The 18,573-nt window shown below is 58.0% G+C and carries 18 protein-coding genes; 13 read left to right on the top strand and 5 right to left on the bottom strand.

Annotated features, from left to right (window positions below; genetic code table 11):
- Positions 1-175: 175 nt before the first annotated feature.
- The 6 genes from G547_RS0117640 to G547_RS0117665 all read left to right on the top strand — a co-directional run bounded on the left by G547_RS0117640 (position 176) and on the right by G547_RS0117665 (position 7,960).
- Positions 176-1,654: an NAD-dependent succinate-semialdehyde dehydrogenase gene (locus tag G547_RS0117640; protein WP_027330964.1), complete on the top strand. Its 1,479-nt coding sequence runs from the start codon at positions 176-178 to the stop codon at positions 1,652-1,654.
- 4 nt (positions 1,655-1,658) lie between these two features.
- A complete protein-coding gene (locus G547_RS0117645; protein ID WP_027330965.1) occupies positions 1,659-2,822 on the top strand; it encodes an isocitrate/isopropylmalate dehydrogenase family protein in 1,164 nt (387 codons plus the stop codon).
- A 230-nt stretch (positions 2,823-3,052) separates the two neighbouring features.
- The gene (locus tag G547_RS0117650) at positions 3,053-4,315 is read left to right on the top strand and encodes an aspartate aminotransferase family protein (protein WP_036189290.1); all 1,263 of its coding nucleotides are present in this window, start codon (positions 3,053-3,055) and stop codon (positions 4,313-4,315) included.
- A 29-nt stretch (positions 4,316-4,344) separates the two neighbouring features.
- Positions 4,345-5,301, top strand: coding sequence for a D-2-hydroxyacid dehydrogenase (locus tag G547_RS0117655; RefSeq protein ID WP_027330967.1), 957 nt, complete (start codon positions 4,345-4,347; stop codon positions 5,299-5,301).
- A 33-nt stretch (positions 5,302-5,334) separates the two neighbouring features.
- Positions 5,335-6,741: an amidase gene (locus tag G547_RS0117660; RefSeq protein ID WP_036189293.1), complete on the top strand. Its 1,407-nt coding sequence runs from the start codon at positions 5,335-5,337 to the stop codon at positions 6,739-6,741.
- A gap of 13 nt (positions 6,742-6,754) precedes the next feature.
- A complete protein-coding gene (locus G547_RS0117665) occupies positions 6,755-7,960 on the top strand; it encodes a pyridoxal phosphate-dependent aminotransferase (RefSeq protein WP_036189296.1) in 1,206 nt (401 codons plus the stop codon).
- A 186-nt stretch (positions 7,961-8,146) separates the two neighbouring features.
- On the opposite strand, the gene G547_RS0117670 is transcribed toward G547_RS0117665, so the two are convergent.
- Complete coding sequence (locus G547_RS0117670) at positions 8,147-9,049, bottom strand: dienelactone hydrolase family protein (RefSeq protein ID WP_027330970.1); 903 nt, start codon at positions 9,047-9,049, stop codon at positions 8,147-8,149.
- A 192-nt stretch (positions 9,050-9,241) separates the two neighbouring features.
- Here G547_RS0117670 and G547_RS0117675 point away from each other — a divergent pair, with 192 nt between their 5' ends.
- The 5 genes from G547_RS0117675 to G547_RS0117695 all read left to right on the top strand — a co-directional run bounded on the left by G547_RS0117675 (position 9,242) and on the right by G547_RS0117695 (position 12,366).
- Positions 9,242-9,580: a tRNA-binding protein gene (locus G547_RS0117675; protein ID WP_027330971.1), complete on the top strand. Its 339-nt coding sequence runs from the start codon at positions 9,242-9,244 to the stop codon at positions 9,578-9,580.
- A gap of 104 nt (positions 9,581-9,684) precedes the next feature.
- Entirely contained in the window at positions 9,685-10,569 is an 885-nt protein-coding gene (locus G547_RS0117680) for a substrate-binding periplasmic protein (RefSeq protein WP_036189300.1), read from the top strand.
- A 5-nt stretch (positions 10,570-10,574) separates the two neighbouring features.
- A complete protein-coding gene (locus tag G547_RS0117685) occupies positions 10,575-10,787 on the top strand; it encodes a DUF2835 domain-containing protein (RefSeq protein WP_342664701.1) in 213 nt (70 codons plus the stop codon).
- Positions 10,788-10,855: 68 nt separating this feature from the next.
- A complete protein-coding gene (locus G547_RS0117690) occupies positions 10,856-11,878 on the top strand; it encodes a quinone-dependent dihydroorotate dehydrogenase (RefSeq protein ID WP_027330974.1) in 1,023 nt (340 codons plus the stop codon).
- A 32-nt stretch (positions 11,879-11,910) separates the two neighbouring features.
- Positions 11,911-12,366 carry a methylglyoxal synthase gene (locus tag G547_RS0117695; RefSeq protein WP_027330975.1) on the top strand — a complete coding sequence of 152 codons (456 nt, stop codon included), beginning with the start codon at positions 11,911-11,913 and terminating at the stop codon, positions 12,364-12,366.
- A gap of 42 nt (positions 12,367-12,408) precedes the next feature.
- Here the strand turns inward: G547_RS0117695 and G547_RS0117700 are convergent, their stop codons facing one another.
- Positions 12,409-13,245 (bottom strand): SDR family oxidoreductase, encoded by an 837-nt coding sequence (locus G547_RS0117700; RefSeq protein WP_027330976.1) that lies wholly within the window; start codon positions 13,243-13,245, stop codon positions 12,409-12,411.
- A gap of 158 nt (positions 13,246-13,403) precedes the next feature.
- Between G547_RS0117700 and G547_RS0117705 the strand changes: the two genes are divergently transcribed.
- Entirely contained in the window at positions 13,404-14,513 is a 1,110-nt protein-coding gene (locus G547_RS0117705; RefSeq protein WP_027330977.1) for an alcohol dehydrogenase family protein, read from the top strand.
- Positions 14,500-15,570, top strand: coding sequence for a proline racemase family protein (locus G547_RS0117710; protein WP_027330978.1), 1,071 nt, complete (start codon positions 14,500-14,502; stop codon positions 15,568-15,570). The genes G547_RS0117705 and G547_RS0117710 overlap by 14 nt, the downstream gene beginning before the upstream one ends.
- On the opposite strand, the gene thpD is transcribed toward G547_RS0117710, so the two are convergent.
- The 3 genes from thpD to G547_RS0117725 all read right to left on the bottom strand — a co-directional run bounded on the left by thpD (position 15,567) and on the right by G547_RS0117725 (position 18,545).
- Positions 15,567-16,514 (bottom strand): ectoine hydroxylase, encoded by a 948-nt coding sequence (gene thpD, locus G547_RS0117715; RefSeq protein ID WP_027330979.1) that lies wholly within the window; start codon positions 16,512-16,514, stop codon positions 15,567-15,569. The two genes, G547_RS0117710 and thpD, sit on opposite strands and share 4 nt — an antisense overlap.
- 193 nt (positions 16,515-16,707) lie before the next feature.
- A complete protein-coding gene (locus tag G547_RS0117720; RefSeq protein WP_027330980.1) occupies positions 16,708-17,724 on the bottom strand; it encodes a DUF3080 family protein in 1,017 nt (338 codons plus the stop codon).
- An 83-nt stretch (positions 17,725-17,807) separates the two neighbouring features.
- The gene (locus tag G547_RS0117725; RefSeq protein WP_027330981.1) at positions 17,808-18,545 is read right to left on the bottom strand and encodes a dienelactone hydrolase family protein; all 738 of its coding nucleotides are present in this window, start codon (positions 18,543-18,545) and stop codon (positions 17,808-17,810) included.
- Between the last annotated feature and the right edge of the window lie 28 nt (positions 18,546-18,573).

Genomic DNA, 18,573 nt, shown 5'->3' on the forward strand with positions numbered 1-18,573 from the left:
TGTTGCGTTTTCTTAACAAAAAGCAGAAAAAACCGCTTGCCTTCGGTTGGCGGTAATCTGCTAGAGTTGAAAGCAGAACGGAGCAAAGGTGTCAGACCTTGAAAATTCTTTTGATGTCAAAGGTTTAGAGCACTAATCAGTTACCCCATTTTTCGGTGTAAGGAGTGGAACAACGATGGCGAGCACTCAGTATCAAGCCCCTAAAAAGCTCAGCAACCCCAACCTGTTTCAGCAGGCCTGCCTGATCGGCGGCGAATGGGTGCAGGCCGACAACGGCGCGATGATTGATATCGATAACCCGGCCACCGGTGAAATCATTGGCCAGACGCCCGATTTGAGCGAGGCGGAAACCGCGCGCGCCATTGCCCAAGCCGACAAGGGGTTTCAGCTATGGCGTAGGAAAACGGCCAATGAGCGCAGTGAGTTGTTGTATCGCTGGTATCAACTGATGATCGACCACACCGATGACCTGGGCGCTTTGATGACTCTGGAACAGGGTAAACCCTTGGCGGAGTCAAAGGGGGAAGTCGGCTATGCCGCGTCGTTTATCAAGTGGTTCGCGGAGGAGGCCCGTCGTTCCTACGGCGAAACCATTCCCGGCGCGAAGCCTGATCAACACATCGTGGTGACCCGGCAGCCCGTAGGAGTGACCTGCTGTATTACACCCTGGAACTTCCCGGCCGCGATGATTACCCGCAAGGCCGGTGCGGCGTTGGCTGCTGGCTGCTCGATGATCGTCAGGCCTGCCGAAGCGACACCTTTCACGGCGTTGGCGCTCGGCTACCTGGCCCAGGAGGCGGGCATTCCTGACGGCGTACTGAATGTTATCACCGGTAAGCCCCAGCCGATTGGCAAAACCCTCACTGGAAGCCCGGTGGTCCGCAAGCTCAGCTTTACGGGCTCGACCGGCGTGGGGCGCAAGCTGATGGCGCAATGCGCCGAGCACATCCAGAAAATTTCTCTGGAGTTGGGCGGCAACGCGCCCTTTATCGTGTTTGATGACGCCGATCTGGACAAGGCGGTGGAGGGAGCGATGGCTTCCAAATTCCGCAACACCGGGCAAACCTGCGTATGTGCCAACCGTATTCTGGTACAGGACAGCGTACACGATGCCTTTGTGGAAAAGCTGACCGAGGCAATGAAAAAACTCAAAGTGGGCGACGGTTTTGAAGAAGGCGTTAACCAGTCGGCGCTGATCAACCGCGGGGCCGTCGAAAAAGTCATGCAACACTATCAGGACGCCATGAGCAAAGGCGCACAAAGAGTCTTCGGGCCGGTACCGGAGGGAAAAAATGGCAACTACGTTGAACCCATTCTGCTCACCGGCATTACGCCAGAAATGCAGCTCTGCCACGAAGAAACCTTCGGACCAGTCGCTCCGATCCTCAAGTTCAGCAGTGAAGAAGAAGCCATCCGCATCGCCAATGACACCCCTTATGGCTTGGCGGCTTACTTCTACAGCCAAAATGTACACCGGGTATGGCGCGTCGCCGATGCGCTGGAAAGCGGCATCATCGGGGTTAACGAAGGCGCCGTTTCCAATGCCACCGCGCCCTTCGGCGGTATGAAATCTTCCGGTCTGGGCCGAGAGGGGTCGCGTCACGGTATGGAAGAGTACGAGGAAATCAAATACCTCTGCATGGGAGGGGAGTAGCGCTATGGCGGCCACCCCGCAAGCCATCAAGCTCGCCCTCATGCCTGGCGACGGCATCGGCATTGAAGTCATGGCGGCCGCTGAGCGTGTGTTGGAGGCCCTCACTCAACAACACAAACTCGCGATGGAGTGGGAAACGCTCCCCTGGCCGAGCACCTCCTGGCACCGCGAACACGGCGAAATGATGCCGGAAGATGCCTTGAGCCAATTGCGTGACTACCATGCTTTGCTGCTTGGAGCCCTGGGCGACCCGGGCCCCTCGAGCGACGCCAAGCGCTACAAACTGCCGGACGGCATCTCCCTGGCCCCATTGCTCACCTTCCGTAAGGGGCTGGACCTCTGGGCCTGTGAACGCCCGGCGCGGCTGCTGCCGGGCGCGCCCCAGTACCTGGCAGATGAACGGGCGAAGGACATTGACATGCTCGTCATCCGTGAAAACAGTGAGGGAGAGTACGTCAACCAGGGCGGGCGACTGCGCCCTGGGAGTGAAGACGAAGTCGCCACACAGCTGGAAGTTTTTACCCGTCGAGCCGCTCACCGGCTCATTCACCACGCGTTCGAGCGGGCCACCGAACGGCTCAAAGAGCGTGAAAACAATGGCACCCAGAAAGATTTCCTGTGCGACGAAGCGGGCAAGCAAAAGGCCCAGGTCTGCCTCATCACCAAACGCAATGCCCAGCCCTATTGGGGCGAAATGTATACCGACGTGTTCGAACAGATTGCCAAAGACTTCCCCGACATCGGTGTTCATCACGAACTCGTGGATGCCGCCTGCATGAAATTTGTCCAGAGCCCCTGGCAATTCGACGTGGTCGTCGCCAGCAATCTCCATGGCGACATCCTCACCGACTTGGCTGCCGTTCTCGCCGGAGGCTTGGGCGTCGCGCCCTCGTGCAACATCAACCCGGCGGACAAACACCAACCGGCCCTGTTCGAACCCACCCACGGCAGCGCCCCGGACATCGCCGGCCAGGGTATCGCCAACCCCACGGCCATGCTCCTGACCACTGCCATGATGCTCGAATGGCTCAACCTTACCGAGCCAGCGGAACAATTGCGCCAGGCCGTCGCCAAAGACTTACAAACTCAGAAAAACAGCGACCAAAAATCCCGGTCGACCGAAGAGGTCACCCAAGCGATTATCAGAAACTTGAACTCAATGAGTTGAAAAGGTTTTCGGAAGTAAACAGCTGACTACGAACGAGTGATTGGAAAGCTCTGGAGAATTGAAGGGTGCAGGGGTGTTGGGTAGCCAGGTCCGAGACCGTCTGCTGCCGGAGCAGCAGTCGAGCTACAGGGAGGTACTTGCCGCGTGTCTTGGACCTGGCTACCCAACACCCACCCCGAAACTCCAAAAAAGAATTGAAACCAAACGTCAAAATACAGGAGCAAAAATCAATGAGCCATCTGTCTCCACTCCTGAAACAATCCAGCAAAGTCTGCGTCAAAAACGGCGAAGGCTCCTGGCTCTACGACACCAGTGGCAACCAATACCTGGACTTCACCGCTGGCATTGGCGTCACCAGCACCGGCCACTGCCACCCAACCGTCGTCAAAGCTGCTCAAGAACAAGTGGGTAACATCATCCACGCTCAATACACCACCGTCACCCACGAACCCATGCTCAAGCTCACCGACCGGCTCGTGGAAAAAATGCCCAAAGGCCTGGACTCGGTCGCCTTCAGCAACTCGGGCTCCGAAGCTGTCGAAATGGCCATGCGGCTCGCGCGCCAGGCTACCGGTCGCGCCAACATTCTCACCTTTCACGGCGGCTTTCATGGCCGCACCATGGCCGCCGCCTCCATGACCACCTCCGGTACCAAAGTGCGCACCGGCTTCCACCCCATGATGGCTGGCGTCGTCACCAGCCCCTTTCCGCACCTTTACCGCTACGGTTGGGACGAAGATACCGCCACCGAATTCTGCCTGAAAGAGCTGGACGAAATCCTCAAAACCCACAGCGCTCCGAGCGACACCGCCGCCATGATCATCGAACCGGTGCAGGGCGAGTACGGCTACTACCCCGCGCCCAAAGCCTTTCTCGAAGGCGTGGCGCAGCGCTGCAAGGATCACGGCATTCTTTTTATCGCTGATGAAATCCAGGCCGGCTACGGTCGCACCGGCCGTTTCTGGAGTCACCAGCACGCCGGTGTTCACCCGGACATTATCGTCACGGCCAAAGGGCTGGCCAGCGGCTTTCCGCTTTCCGCCATCGCCGCTTCGGAAAAGCTTATGAGTAAAGGGCTGCCGGGCTCCCAGGGCGGAACCTACGGCGCCAACGCGGTCGCCTGTGCCGCCGCGCTGGCCACCCTCGACGTGGTGGACAATGAAAAGCTGGTGGAGAATGCCGCCGCCCGTGGTGAGCAGCTGTATCGCCGACTGGATGCGTTCCGTCAGGGCACTGCCTGGATTGACGATCTTCGGGGCAAGGGCTTGATGCTGGGTATGGAAATCGCCCACAGTCCCGACCGCCCGAGGGCCGACATCGCCGAACGGCTCGCGGCAGAAGCAGAGAAGCGGGGTCTCCTGCTGCTTCGTTGCGGCACGGCGGGGCAAATCATCCGCTGGCTGCCGCCGCTCGTAGTGACGGAGGAAGAAGTCGACGATGCGGCGGACCGTTTCAATCGAGTGCTCGAAGCCGTGACCGCCGAGCTACAGTAATAGATCGACAATTGTATTGGGAACCGTTTATGACTGAAGTATTGGTGCTGACCGCTGAAGATGAACCGGATCTGCCCGGTCTGGATAAAGTGCCCGAGGAGATCGTTGTCACCCACGTTCGTAACGAGCAGGCCTTGAGAGAGGGGCTCACCCGTGCCGACGTCCTGGTAGTGACCGATTTTCGCTCCGGTATGATTGAGCGGGTGTGGCCGGATCAGCCCAGCATCCGCTGGGTGCACGCCACCAGCGCCGGGGTGGACGCACTCATGTTTCCCGCTCTGGCCGAGTCCGATATTCCCATTACCAATGCCCGGGGTATTTTCAATCGCGGCATTGCGGAGTACGTGCTGGGCGCCATCTTATTGTTTGCCAAAGACACCATGGGCAACCTGCATTATCAGCGGCAACACCGCTGGCAACACCGGGAGACCCGCCTGATTGAAAAACAGCGGGTATTGATCGTCGGTGCCGGTTCAATTGGCACCACCGTGGGCCAACTGCTCAACGCGGCCGGCCTGGAAGTGGAAGGCACCGCGCGCAGCGAGCGGGATGTCGAGGGTTTTGTCAAAGTCTACGCTCAGTCGGACATGAGCGAGCGGTTGCCCCACGCGGATTATGTGGTGGTTACCGCGCCGCTGACGCCAGATACTGAAGGCGTGTTTGATCAGGCGGCGTTCAAAGCCATGAAACCGTCCGCGCACTTGATCAACGTCGGTCGTGGTCCCATTGTCAAAACACAGGCCCTGTTGGACGCCCTCAATGCGGGCGAACTGGCCGGCGCGGCGTTGGATGTGTTTGAACAAGAGCCGCTGCCCGAAACACACCCGTTGTGGGACCAACCCAACGTCATGATGTCCGCCCATATGGCGGGCGACTTTATTGGTTGGCGACGGGCGCTGGGTGAGCAGTTCACCGATAACTTTCTGCGCTGGCAGTCTCAAAAAGAGTTGCACAACCTGGTGAGTAAACCTCGTGCAGGCCAATAGATGGCTTGAATATCAATGGTAGGAGAAACGTCGATGACCCAAGACATTTTGCGTATGACCGCTGTTCAACTGCTCGAACGCTACCGGGACAAGAGCCTGTCGCCGGTGGACGTGGCTGGCGCAATGCTTGATCAGATTGAACGGGTCGACGGCAAAACCAACGGCTTCTGTCTGGTCGATCGGGAGACGACCCTGGCGCTGGCGCGGGAGTCCGAACAGCGATATGCGCAGAATCAGACCCAGGGACTGCTGGACGGTGTGCCCGTAGGCGTCAAAGATGTGTTCCTGACCCCGATGTGGCCCACGCTCAAGGGTTCAAAAACTGTTGACCCGAATTCCACCCTCAACAAGTCCGCGCCGGCGACGGCCGCGTTGGCTCGCCACGGCTATGTGCCCGTCGGCAAGACCACCACACCGGAGTTTGGCTGGAAGGGGGTTACCGACAATCCCACCGATGGGGTCACCAACAACCCCTGGAACCCGGAGAAAACCGCCGGTGGTTCCAGTGGTGGAAGTGCCGTGGCCGTGGCATTGGGCATGTGCCCGCTGGCGCTGGGGACTGATGCCGGAGGCTCGATTCGTATTCCTTCCTCCTTCTGTGGCGTCGTTGGTTTGAAGCCGTCTTTCGGCGAAGTGCCGCACTGGCCGGCGAGCCCCTTTGGCACCATGGCGCACCCCGGTCCACTGACCTGGACGGTAGAAGACTGCGCGTTGATGATGAATGTCATTGCCGAGTTTGACCACCGGGACACCTACGCCATACCACGTCGGCACATTGACTATACCGCAAACCTGGGACGAAGCATTCAGGGCCTCAAAATCGCCTACAGCCCCAACCTGGGTTACGTCGATGTCGATCCCGAAGTGGAAAAGGCGGTCGCGAAAGCTGTTGAGGTGTTCAGAGAGCTGGGGGCAGAGGTGGTGCGTGTGGACCCGGGCTTTAGCGATCCGTTGCCGGCATTCGGGCACTTGTTCTACTCCGGTGCCGCCAACGCCATGCGGGATCTGGGCAGCCGCAAGCGCGAAAAAATGGATCCGCAACTGGTAAAGGTGGCCGATAAGGCCAGCCGGCTGACGATGTTGGATTATATGGGAGCGGTGAAGGAATCTACCGCTTTGCGCGAGCGCATGGCGCACTTTCATCAGAAGTACGACCTGCTGCTGACGCCGACACTACCCATCACCGCCTTCAAAACCGGGCGCGAAGTGCCGGAAGACTGGCCACACACCCGTTGGCCGACCTGGACGCCGTTCACCTATCCGTTCAATATGACCGGACAGCCGGCGCTATCGGTGCCCTGTGGGTTCGACAGCGCGGGCTTGCCTATCGGTTTACAGCTGGTCGGAGCCCGCTTCAACGATGCTTTGGTACTGCAGGCCGGGCATGCCTACCAACAGGCCAATGATCTGACTGATCATCGTCCATCACTGATGTCGTAAGGGGAGGGCAGTCATGCCACTGAGCAATATGGACTTCGAGTTTTACGAGTCCGAGGATCCGATCTGGAACCCGGCGCTGATGACCATTCCCATTCCGGGTATCCGCAAAATGGTGAACCTCGCCTCACAGCTGGATGATGTGATTCACCTGTCCATTGGCCAGCCGGACCTGCCGACACCGCAGAATGTGGTGAACGCGGCGGTGGAAGCCATGCAGCGCGGCCAGACCGGTTACACAATGGATGCGGGCCTGCCGGAATTATTGGAGTCCCTCGCCATCTACTATGGTGAGCGCTATAACCGGACGCTCAACCCGGAAAATATCATGATCACCACCGGCGCCACGGAGGCGCTTTACCTGGCGATCACAGCGGTTTCCGCCCCAGGCCGCCACTTCATCGTGCCGGACCCGGCGTTCATGTTGTACTCCCCGCTGATTCGGATGAACGGCGGCGAGGTGACGGAGATCCCCACGCGGGCGGAAAACAATCACCAGATCGACCCGGACGAGGTGATTGACGCCATCGAGCCGCACACCTACGGCATTATTTTGAACTCACCGAGCAATCCCACCGGCACCGTCTACCCACGGGAAACCCTGGAAAAAATCGTGGAGGAGGCGGCCTACCGGGGAATCCAGATCATCAGTGATGAGGTCTATGACCATCTGATCTACGACGGTAAAACCTACCCCTCGGTGCTGTCCTGTTGCAGCGATCTGGACCACGTCATGGTGGTCAGCAGTTTTTCCAAAACCTATAGCATGGCGGGCATGCGCATCGGATGGTTGATCGGCAGCCAGGGCGCGATCAAAAAACTGCGTCGCTACCATATGTTCACCACGACGGTGGCAAACACTCCCTGCCAGTGGGCCGGGGTGGAGGCGTTACACGGCAGCAACGATTTTATCCACTACATGCTGGATGAGTACACCAAGCGCCGGGACCGGCTGGTGGAGTTGGTGGATCAGACTCCGCACCTCACCGGCTACAAACCGGAAGGGGCTTTCTACTTGTTCCCTTCGCTCCCTGAAGGCGCCAACGGGACCAACGTTGCCCTGCGCCTGCTCAAGGAAACCGGTGTATGCACGATTCCGGGAGAAACCTTCGGCAGCAGCTGCAACAACTCTTTACGCTTGAGTTATTCCACGTCCATGGAAAACATCGAAAAGTCTTTTGAACGCATTATCCCCTGGATGGAGCAGCAAGACTTCGACTGACATAGGGCCTCATTTGTAGATCCCGGCGAGGGTCGGGTTAAGTAAGAATGGACGGGGTCGGGGATCAGGTTATCGAGTCGGGTTTTCTCCCCCTCGTCCAGGACTCAGTATCCCTGTGGGTAGAGCCTGCCATACCCACGGCGGAAATGGGGGGGGTGGCATCTTTTAGCGCAGTGCTATCCAAGGTTATTCAATAGGTTCTGTACGCAGGTGCTGATTAAAAAACGCCAGCGTCCGGGTCCAGGCAAGTGTAGCATCCTCCTCGTCATAGCGGGGCGTGGAGTCATTGTGAAAGCCGTGGTTGGCGCCCTCGTAGATGAATATTTCGTAGTTTACGTTGTGTTTCTGGAGCGCTTCTTCATACGCCGGGTACTGGCTGTTGATTCGCTCATCCAGTTCGCCCAGGTGCACCTGGATGGGAGCGTCAATCGCCTCAACATCTTCCAGCGCGGGAGGGGAACCATAATAGGGGGCGGCGGCATCAATCAGTTCGGGGTGCTCCGCCGCCAACCGGTTGGAGATGGAGCCGCCGAAACAGAACCCAACGACGCCCAGCTTGCCGTTACCCTTGTCCACCCCTCGAGCGAAGCGGGCGGCGGCCACCAAATCGGCAAAGAGTTTGTCTCGATCCAGACTGGCCTGGAGGCTGCGGCCTTTGTCATCGTTACCGGGGTAGCCCCCGACCGGGTGGAGCGCATCCGGCGCGAAGGCGATAAAACCCTCTTTCGCCAAGCGTCTTGCGACGTCCTTTATATAGGGGTTGAGCCCCCGGTTTTCGTGGATGACGAGTATGACGGGGGCCGTGCCCTCCAGTTCTGAGGGGAGCACAAGGTAACCCCGGCCGGTACCGTGCCCGTCGGGCGAGGGAAAGGTTTTATAGTGCGCCACAATGTCCGGGTCGTTGAAGGAGACCTGCTCGGCGAGGGCGTAGTTGGGCAGCAACGCGCTCATCAGGCCACTGGCAGTATAGCCACCGACGGCGACTCCGGTCAGGCCCCGCAGGAACTGTCGTCGATCAATATGGCCGTGGGCGTATTGATCGTAGAGTTCAAACGCTTTGGGCGGAATCTCGGTCTGGCGTTGAGTCATGGTCTGAAGCTCCTGGGCGGTGGTATTTGGGGCTAATGGTTTTTATAGTAGCGGGCCGCGCCGCAATTGCACGGGTCTTTACACTTTAAAGAGTATCTGGACACTTCTAACGTCTCTGGATTTCCCCCTGGCAGGCTTGGTCGGCCCGCCGCGGGGAATGGATACGTTGACGGAACCGAAAAGGAGCCAATAATGGACATGATTGAGTGGGATGATTTCGCCAAGGTGGCGTTGAGGGTTGGACGCATTATTACGGCGGAGACCTTCAAGGAGGCCCGCAAGCCTGCGTATATTCTGACGGTGGATTTTGGCGAGGAGATCGGCATAAAGCGCTCCAGCGCCCAGATTACCGCGCTGTACACCTTGGATGAACTGATCGGCCGCCAGGTGGTGGCGGTGGTGAATTTCCCCAAAAAGCAGATAGGGCCCATTATGTCAGAATGCCTGGTGACCGGTTTTCACAATGAAAACGGTGAGGTAGCGCTCTGTGTGCCCGATAAGCGAGTGCCTCTGGGCACCAAGCTGGCTTGAGCGCTCACTTAGGATCCTGCCGCTTGCTTTTAAGCCCCGGTGCGCTATTGTCGTTAAAGATGAGGCATCATTCTTATAACAATTGGTTGGCTTGGGCGGTATTTATGAGCTTTTGGATAATAAAACATTTGCCAGGTCTGCCTCTGCTGTTCGCTCTGTGGTCTGGCTTGCTGTTTGCCGCCCCAGAGACGGAAGAGGCGCCATTGGTTATCCGCTACCCTGTGCTGAGCGAGGACTACGGTCAGACCCGCGACGACTACTTCTCCCGCGTGCTGGCCCTTGCACTGGATAAAGCGGGCGAACCCTATCGACTGGAACCGGTTACCCTGTCCAATTTTCGCGAAAGTCGCAGTGTGATGTCGGTGGCCAAAGGCGTTTATGATATCCACTGGATGAACACCAACCCCACTCGGGAAATGGTGTTGCGGCCTATTCGTATCCCTCTTTTCAAAGGCCTGATTGGCTGGCGGCTACTGTTGCTGCGTCAGCAGGATGAGGACCTTCTTGAAGGGATGAGCGGGCTAAAGCCGCTCAAGGGGTTGACCGCGGTCCAGGGGCACGATTGGCCGGACAGTCAAGTGCTGGAGGCCAACGGGCTCGAGGTATTCAGGACCCCCCATTGGGAGGGGATGTTCAAAATGCTCTATGCGGGGCGGGTTGACTACTTTCCACGCTCGGTGCTTGAAATCTGGGATGAGCAACGCACGTTCGAAGAGCTGGACCTGGTGGTGGATGACCATGTTGTGTTGTATTATCCCGCCGCTTATTATTTTTTCGTCCGAAAGGACAGTCACGAGCTGGCTGCGTTGATTGAGAAAGGTCTGAACGTGGCGATCGCAGACGGCTCTTTTGACCGACTGCTGATGACGTACTTCGGTGACGACATTGAACGGGCGAATTTGAGTGAACGTCGCGTCATCCGGCTCGAGAACCCGGCGTTAACACCTTCAACCCCGCTGGAGCGCGAGGAGCTTTGGTATCAGCCGTGAACGCTGTGGAAGTCAATCTTTATATCTCGCCCGATGAGTACCAGCGCTGGTACCAGGGTAGTGCCAAACATGTTCATGCCACGACCGTCGATGGTCGGAGCGTACAGTTTCCCGCCACTATTCTGCGCTCCTTTGTTACCCACGAGGGGATCCGGGGCCGTTTCCGGATCCATTTCGACACACAGAACCGGTTTCAGACGATCGAAAAAATCGACTAAAAACGGCAAATCCAGTATCCTTTGCGCCGATTCAGACCCAAATTCGCTCCTCCGCAAAGAGCTTTTGAATGTACTCATTGATCCGCAAAGCCCTGTTCCAACTGGACCCCGAGACCGCCCACCACATCAGCCTCGATTGGCTCGGTGCAGCTGAACGGCTGCGGCTACTGCCGCTCTTCAAGCCCAAGGCCCGCTACAATCCCGTGGAGGTCATGGGACTGCGCTTCGCCAACCCTCTCGGGCTGGCAGCCGGTCTGGACAAAAACGGGGACTACTTCAATGCGCTGGGTGAGCTGGGCTTCGGCTTTGTCGAAATCGGCACCGTGACGCCACGTCCGCAGCCCGGTAATCCCAAACCGCGGTTGTTCCGGCTGCCCGAGCAGGAAGCGATTATCAACCGGATGGGATTCAATAACCTGGGTGTCGATCACTTGGTGGAGCAGGTCAAACGTCGCCGTTACTCGGGCATTCTCGGAATCAATATTGGGAAAAACGCCACCACCCCCCTGGAGAACGCGGTGGACGATTACCTGGAATGCATGAACAAGGTATACGCCCACGCCGAGTATATTACGTTCAATATTTCATCGCCCAATACGCCGGGGCTGCGTGACCTTCAGTTTGGCGACAGTCTGAGCCGAATGCTCGAGCGACTGAAGGCCGAGCAGGGCAAGCATTATCAGGCCGAGGGACGTTATGTACCGCTGGTGGTAAAAATCGCTCCGGATATGGACGATGTTGCCATTGAACAGGTGGCCAAGGTGCTGAAAGAGCAGGGTATGGATGGCGTGATTGCCACTAATACCACCATTGGTCGAGAAGGGGTGGAAGATCTGGAGCATAGCGAAGAAACCGGTGGGCTCAGTGGTCTGCCGGTGAGGGACAAAAGTACTCATGTAATTGCTGCGCTGCACGATCACCTTAAAGATGAGCTGCCCATCATTGGTGTGGGCGGTATCAGTGACGGGGCCAGTGCGGTCGAAAAGATGGCCGCGGGGGCAAAGCTGGTTCAGGTGTACACGGGTTTCATTTATCAGGGGCCGGGCTTGATTGAAACGGTGACCGAAGCCATCGCCCAGTCGCGAGACTGATAATTCCAAAGCAACGACAAGCGAGCCAGTTTATGGATTACAAAACAGTCACTATGCCGGGCAACAAAAAAATCGCTCTCATTGCCCATGACAACAAGAAAAAAGATCTGGTGGCCTGGTGCAGTAAACACCGGGAAACCTTGAGCTCGCATGTTCTTTACGCCACCGGCACCACGGGTAGCGTGATCGAAAAATCCACGGACCTGACCATCAATAAATTGATCAGCGGTCCGCTGGGGGGTGACCAACAGGTCGGCTCGTTAATAACCGAGGGAAAGGTGGATTTCCTGATTTTCTTCTGGGACCCATTCGAGCCCCTGCCGCACGACCCGGACGTAAAAGCGTTGCTGCGCATCGCTGCGGTATGGAACATTCCCGTGGCCTGCAATCAGATTTCCGCCGACTTTATGGTGGCCTCTCCGCTGTTCAATAACGAAGTGGATCGCTCCATTCCGGATTACGACGCGTATATGGCCAGTCGGTCATAAAAGGTTTGCCGGATCCTGTATCAGTGTAGGGAACAGTGGCTGCTAGCTCGCCACTTTTCCCAGAATCTTATCCATTTTTCGAGTGCTTAAAATCCGTTTGAGGTAGCCCATCAGGTAGGTCGGGAATGTCACGTAATAGCGAGGCTTCGGACGCTTACTTTCCAGTGCGTGCTTAACTTTTTTGTAGACTGCTTCTGGCCCCAGGGTAAAACGTTGTGCCGGCCCTTTCTTGCTCAGTCGTTCCAGAGCGGCGTCATACTTCTCCCTATGCCGACTGTTTGCCATATCCACATTGCTCTTTAACGCGGTCAAGGCGTTCTTGCGAAAGTCACTCAAAATAGGGCCGGGCTCCACCAAGCTGACTTCAACGCCGGTTCCCTTGAGTTCAAGACGCAGTGTATCCGTGAGGCCCTCCAAAGCGAACTTGCTGCTGTTATAGGCGCCCCGAAAGGGCATGGCGGCGAAGCCGAGCACCGAGCTGTTCTGAACGATCCGGCCCTCGCCGTTGGCGATCATGGAGGGCAGTAACGCATTGGTCAGCTCCGCCCAACCGAAAAAATTGGTCTCGAACTGGCGACGCAGTGTGTCGCGCGTAAGGTCTTCCACCGCGCCGGGTTGGCCGTAGGCACCGTTGTTAAACAGGCCATAGAGTCTTCCCTCGCACAGCGCCAGCGTCTCTTCCACCGCGCGCTGGATGCTGCCGGAATCCGCCACATCGAGCTGAATGCAGGTCAGCCCTTCTGCCTGAAGCCGGGAGACGTCAGGTAGCTTGCGGCAACTGGCGATGACCCGGTATCCGTCTTTCTGTAGCGCTTTGGCGCAGTAATAGCCGATGCCGGTTGAAGCTCCGGTCACCAGTACGGCTTTGGGATTACTCATGCTTGCTCCGTGTGGGGGACAACAAAAACGCTATTGTCGCAGTGGCCTGAAAGCCGCGCAAGCCGCGATAGTTCGTTGTTTTGCGTCCTCCCAGGCCGGTTACTACACTATTCAATAAAGCCAACGACTTGACTCGATGTTAGACGGAGGCTGAACGAATGATTCCCGAAACGATGAAAGCGGTACAGTTGACGGGGCATGGTGACCTCGATCAGTTGAAGTACCGGGAGGATGTGCCGGTCCCCAAGCCTGGCTCCGGCGAAGTTCTAATTGAAGTCACCGCCTGCGGCATGAACAACACGGATGTCTGGGTGAGGCAAGGGGCCTACGGCAGCGATACCGATCCGGCATCGGTTTCCACCTGGCGACGGGGGCGCTCCACGCTGGAGTTTCCTCGTATTCAAGGCACGGACACCGTCGGCAAGATCGTTGCGGTGGGCAAGGGCGTGCCCGATGCGCGTATCGGCGAGCGGGTGATGGTGGATTTTTCCCTGTACAACCGGCCTGAGGGCGACGACAGTCTGGCGGATATTGACTATATCGGACACGGCCGCGATGGCGGGTACGCAGAGTACACTACCGTGCCTTCGGAAAACGCCCACGCCACTGACGCGCCCATCAGCGATGCCGAGTTGGCCACTTTCTGCTGCGCCTATCTCACCGGCGAGCACATGCTGGATCGGGCGAACCTGAAAGAAGGTGAAAGAATTGTGGTGACCGGTGCGTCCGGTGGCGTGGGGTCGGCGGTTGTGCAGTTGGCCCGCGTTCGCGGAGCCATCCCCTATGCGGTGACCAGCGCCGGAAAAGAGGCGGCGTTGCGCGATATTGGCGCTGAGGACACGGTCCGGCGCGAAGAGGGTGGTCTGGTGGATGCCCTTGATCGGATCACCCGGGGTCAACCGGTCGATGTCGTGGCGGACCTGGTGGCCGGCCCGATGTTCAATGACCTGCTGCGGGTGCTGCGCCCGGAGGGCCGATACACCACCTCAGGGGCGATCGGTGGTCCGGTGGTGGAGCTGGACCTGAGAACCATGTACCTCAAGCAACTGCAACTGCACGGGTCCTCTCAGGGTACTCGTGGCGCTTTCCGCCGCCTGCTCGGGTACATTGAGCAAGGCAAGATCCACCCGCTATTGCATGGCACCTTCCCTTTGTCGCGCTTTCATGACGCGCAGCGGGAGTTTATGGCCAAGCGCTATATCGGCAACCTGGTCATCGTGCCGGATGCTAAATGGGCGTCAGTAGGAGCCCCCTATGCTGCCAAGTAATCATCACGGTCGTTTTCGCGAGTTAGGCCTGATTGACATGCAGTCTGGCGGCGATGTCAGCCGGATTGTGTACGAGGGTATTGAAAACATTCCGGGGAGCACGGTTCTGGAGAAGATGCGTTACCTACAGGCCCACGGCGATGGTCTGCGCCGGTTGTTGCTTTCCGAGCCCTATGGTGACCCGGCCATGTCGGTGGACCTGATTGTGCCGCCAAGCCATCCCGACGCTCAGGCCGGTTACATCATTATGGAAGCCATGGGTTACCCCATGTATTCCGGCTCCAATACGATATGTACTGCCACGGCGGCGCTGCAAAGCGGCCTTATCCCGATGCAGGAAGGCGAACAGTCGGTGGTGCTGGAGTCACCGGCGGGGCTGGCGCACATCAAAGCGGTGAATCACAATGGGCGGGTCGATTCCATCACCACTCAGGGCGAACCTGCCTATGTGGCGGCGCGAGGCCTGACGGTGACCCTACCCAGAGGGCAGCAGGTCACCTACGACATGGTATGGAGCGGTGCCTTCTTTGCGATGGTGGACGCCAGCCAGCACGGGTTTGAGCTGGTCCACGACGAGGCCGTTTCCCTGGCGGCGTTCGGTGATGAATTTATCCGTGCCGTGCGCGAGCAGTTCAACGAGCCTCATCCGCAGTTGGGGGAGGCGGGACCCGTGCCCTTCGCGCACTTTATGGGGCCGGTGGAGGCGCTGGGGGACGGCGGCTTTCGTTCGCGTTCGGCCACCTATGTTCACCCCGGCGTGATCTGCCGCAGCCCCACCGGTACCGGCACCTCCGCACGCCTGGCACTGATGGCCGAAAAGGGCCTGATTCGCGAAGGGCAGTGGCTTGAGACGGTGTCACCGCGCAACAGCAGCTTTATCGGTACCTGCCTGGGCGAGGCGAGGGTGGGTGTGCACCCGGCCATCCACAGTCATATCACCGGTCGGGCCTGGACGCTGAGCCACTCTCATGTGCTCGTGGATCTGGACGATCCTCTGGTGGATATTTCCGACCTCGAACACTTGATGACCCCGCCGCGCTCTCAATCTTTGCGTTAGCTCAAATTCGGTACACCCTGGCCCGAGAGCTCGGGGAAATCATCATGCATGCAGAGCGCACTTTCTTCGTCCCGATTGCCCAGGTGATTGGGGCGACGGCCGGGAGCCGCATAGGGCTCGTGCAGCGTATTGCTCAAACTATTGTAAACAAAGAACAGGTTAGAACGAGGCCAGGGGGACATGTTCTCATTGGAGGCGTGCAGCGTATTGCACTCAAACAACAATAGCGACCCCGCCGGGCCTTTTGGTGCCTGTATACCTCCGCGCTTGGCGAGCATGGCCAGGTTGTCCTTGTCCGGCACACCGGTATCTTGTCGCTTCAGCGAACTGATCCAGTTTTCCTCCGGTGTTTCTCCCACGCAAGGCACGAAATAGTGGTGGGAGCCGGGGATCAACATCAAAGGACCATTAAACTCGTTGTTATCGGTGAGCATAATGGACGCGCTGACCGCTCGCATTCGGGGCATGCCATCTTCCGAATGCCAGGTTTCGAAGTCGGAGTGCCACTGAAAGCCGCTGCCTTCGAAACCGAATTTGTCGTTGATACGGGATTGATGAATATAGACTTCGCTGCCAAGCAGTTGCCTGACCATTCCGAGAATACGCGGGTCTCTTGTGAGCTTGTCAAAGCGCTCTGAGATGCGGTGCATGTCGAACACAGAGCGGATGCGTCCGCTGTTCGGGTCGCTGATCACCTTGTCCGAGCGCATCAGCTCTTCATTCTTGGCCATGTCGACCAATTCCTGGAAGAAAGGTTGTACCCGGTCGTAAGAGAAAAAGCCTTCGAACCACAGGAAACCATCTCGCTCATAACGGGATAGAGCCTCTTCATCCAGTGGCCCTGTCCAGCGATACTCATTGCGTGCATGAATGACGGGATCCTTCCTCAGGAAAGGTTCCATGGGTTCCTTGAGTCTTGTGGGGTATAAATCATCATTGTGCATTGGCTGTTCTCCTCCCTATAGTGCAGAGTCGTCCAAACCGGAAGTGGTCGTATCTGTATGATATTTTTCGAAAGGTAGAGTTCCCCTCCGGCACCACTCTGATTTTGATGAAGTACGAAGGTGCGCCAAGCGTAGCTGATAATACCGGGGTTTGTGAAGAGCGTCGAAAAAGGTGCCGACAGTGTGATGGGTTTCAGGGGCGCGCTTTACTGCCGCAGGTGTCGAATAGCTGTTGCCAATGTTCGACGTGTTGACGCAGGGTTTTTTCAAACTGCGCTTGAAGGGCGACGATTTCGGTTTCAAAGGGCTGAAGCTTTTCCCTCAAGTCGGGCGCCTGCTGATCCATCAGCGTATCGTACTGCGCCTGGAGCGACTGGCTTCGCCGATTGACCGCCGCAAGCCAAGGCTGAACCTCACCCACAAAGACTTTGACCATGACGTTGCGGGCGTACTCCAGTTCCTTCTTTTGCAAACCTGCCGGGCAGAGGGTTTGGCGCCGGGCGGCTTGCTCCAGCATGCGATTGCCTGCGGCGATGTAGTGATGACCCAATTCCAGACTTTGAAGAAGCCGCCCTCCCAGCTCGAACTGCTCCAGGGCCTGGTAGTGAGCCTCAAGGTTTTCACGCTCGGGCCAGCGGTTTTCGGACAACCGGTGGGGGAGGTCCGCCAGGAATCCGAGCGCGGTCTCAGCGGCCTGATAGCTGGCCTCCTGCCCGGGGACCAGGGGCTCTGATGAGGGGCTCCAAAAGGCGCGTAACTCTGGTGCCGCCGCGGTGGCGTTCCAGTAGAGCAGTGGCCACTGCGCTTGCTTGGCATCAATCAGCTCTTCGGTCAAGGCCAATAGCGTTTCGTCTTCCAGCGTGCTCCGGCACTGTTGGAGCCCTTCCAGAATACGCCCGTCCATATGCAGGTGCTGAGAAGGCACCATGACCCGCCCCAGAACGCTGTTTCTCTCCCCCAGCACTTCCGCCAGTCCGCATTTTCGAAAGCCCCAGAAATCCAGTAGATCGATAGAGAGCGGTTCGATGGTGATCTGAAGCGCGCGAGTCGGTGGCATACGGGGAGGCAGCGACGCCGCCACGGCGGGACGGTCCACGTCGAGCACCCGCGATAAGCGGGTCAGGTAGTCATCCAACAGCGCCTCGGCCGGCGGCTTGAGCTGGCAGGCGCAAAGAAGGGTGAGCAGAAACACAAAGGCTGTGGTACGCATAGCACCAGTTTACGTGACGGCGGCTCGGTTGGACGAGTGATGGCCCCTGACTGGCGCTCATCGTTGCTCGTTCAACCTGCCCGTCAGCGCAAGGTTCTCCGAAACAGGCTGACCGCCATCTGGTAGCACTGCAGGGCCAGCTCGGGATCGTAGCGGTCTCCTTCGTCACGCATGAAGGCATGCTGCCCGTTAACCTCTACCCAACTGAAGTCACAGCCGGCGTCGCGTAAGGCCTGGTTGATGGTGGCGCGGGGTTCATCCGGCACGTGGGGGTCTTGGCGTCCCCAGATCATCAATAGTTCACCCTGGATTTCCTCGGCCCGGTTCAATGTCTGTTCGTTGTTCTCGGCGGGCAGGGTGTTGGAATGCAAATCCGTGGCGTAAAGGCAACAGGCGGCTTTCAACGCAGGGTTGAGGGCGGCCCGAAAGGCCAGGTGTCCGCCCAGGCACACGCCCATACTGCCCACCGAGCCGCTGTAGTCGTCCCGTTGTTGCAGGAAGTCCACCATGGCCTGGGTATCCGTATCGTGGTCCCTGAGGGGCTTGGCGAACTTGTCGTTATTACCCTTTTCCTTGCCCGCGTCATCGTACCCAAGCACTGTGCCGATGGGGTTGAGCTCATGGGCCACTTCAGGGACCAGGACAATGAAACCGTGGCCTGCCATGATCGCTGCCGATCGGGCAATCGGGGCCGTCTGCTGGAATATTTCGGAATAGAAAATAATTGCCGGGTAGCGGCCTTCGGCGACCGGACGGTAGATGTAGGTCCGCATGAGCCCCGTCGGTGTGTTCAGGTCGACGTAATCGTTCTGAATAATCATAGTGAACCTCTCAAATTTGGTTCTTTCC

It is taken from the genome of Marinimicrobium agarilyticum DSM 16975 (assembly GCF_000423345.1).
Lineage (GTDB): Bacteria > Pseudomonadota > Gammaproteobacteria > Pseudomonadales > Cellvibrionaceae > Marinimicrobium > Marinimicrobium agarilyticum.

Bases quoted from the DNA above. Each gene is read 5' to 3' on its own strand.
- G547_RS0117640 (WP_027330964.1), top strand. From the start codon at position 176: ATGGCGAGCACTCAGTATCAAGCCCCTAAAAAGCTCAGCAACCCCAAC.
- G547_RS0117645 (WP_027330965.1), top strand. From the start codon at position 1,659: ATGGCGGCCACCCCGCAAGCCATCAAGCTCGCCCTCATGCCTGGCGAC.
- G547_RS0117650 (WP_036189290.1), top strand. From the start codon at position 3,053: ATGAGCCATCTGTCTCCACTCCTGAAACAATCCAGCAAAGTCTGCGTC.
- G547_RS0117655 (WP_027330967.1), top strand. From the start codon at position 4,345: ATGACTGAAGTATTGGTGCTGACCGCTGAAGATGAACCGGATCTGCCC.
- G547_RS0117660 (WP_036189293.1), top strand. From the start codon at position 5,335: ATGACCCAAGACATTTTGCGTATGACCGCTGTTCAACTGCTCGAACGC.
- G547_RS0117665 (WP_036189296.1), top strand. From the start codon at position 6,755: ATGCCACTGAGCAATATGGACTTCGAGTTTTACGAGTCCGAGGATCCG.
- G547_RS0117670 (WP_027330970.1), bottom strand. From the start codon at position 9,049: ATGACTCAACGCCAGACCGAGATTCCGCCCAAAGCGTTTGAACTCTAC.
- G547_RS0117675 (WP_027330971.1), top strand. From the start codon at position 9,242: ATGGACATGATTGAGTGGGATGATTTCGCCAAGGTGGCGTTGAGGGTT.
- G547_RS0117680 (WP_036189300.1), top strand. From the start codon at position 9,685: ATGAGCTTTTGGATAATAAAACATTTGCCAGGTCTGCCTCTGCTGTTC.
- G547_RS0117690 (WP_027330974.1), top strand. From the start codon at position 10,856: ATGTACTCATTGATCCGCAAAGCCCTGTTCCAACTGGACCCCGAGACC.
- G547_RS0117695 (WP_027330975.1), top strand. From the start codon at position 11,911: ATGGATTACAAAACAGTCACTATGCCGGGCAACAAAAAAATCGCTCTC.
- G547_RS0117700 (WP_027330976.1), bottom strand. From the start codon at position 13,245: ATGAGTAATCCCAAAGCCGTACTGGTGACCGGAGCTTCAACCGGCATC.
- G547_RS0117705 (WP_027330977.1), top strand. From the start codon at position 13,404: ATGATTCCCGAAACGATGAAAGCGGTACAGTTGACGGGGCATGGTGAC.
- G547_RS0117710 (WP_027330978.1), top strand. From the start codon at position 14,500: ATGCTGCCAAGTAATCATCACGGTCGTTTTCGCGAGTTAGGCCTGATT.
- thpD (WP_027330979.1), bottom strand. From the start codon at position 16,514: ATGCACAATGATGATTTATACCCCACAAGACTCAAGGAACCCATGGAA.
- G547_RS0117720 (WP_027330980.1), bottom strand. From the start codon at position 17,724: ATGCGTACCACAGCCTTTGTGTTTCTGCTCACCCTTCTTTGCGCCTGC.
- G547_RS0117725 (WP_027330981.1), bottom strand. From the start codon at position 18,545: ATGATTATTCAGAACGATTACGTCGACCTGAACACACCGACGGGGCTC.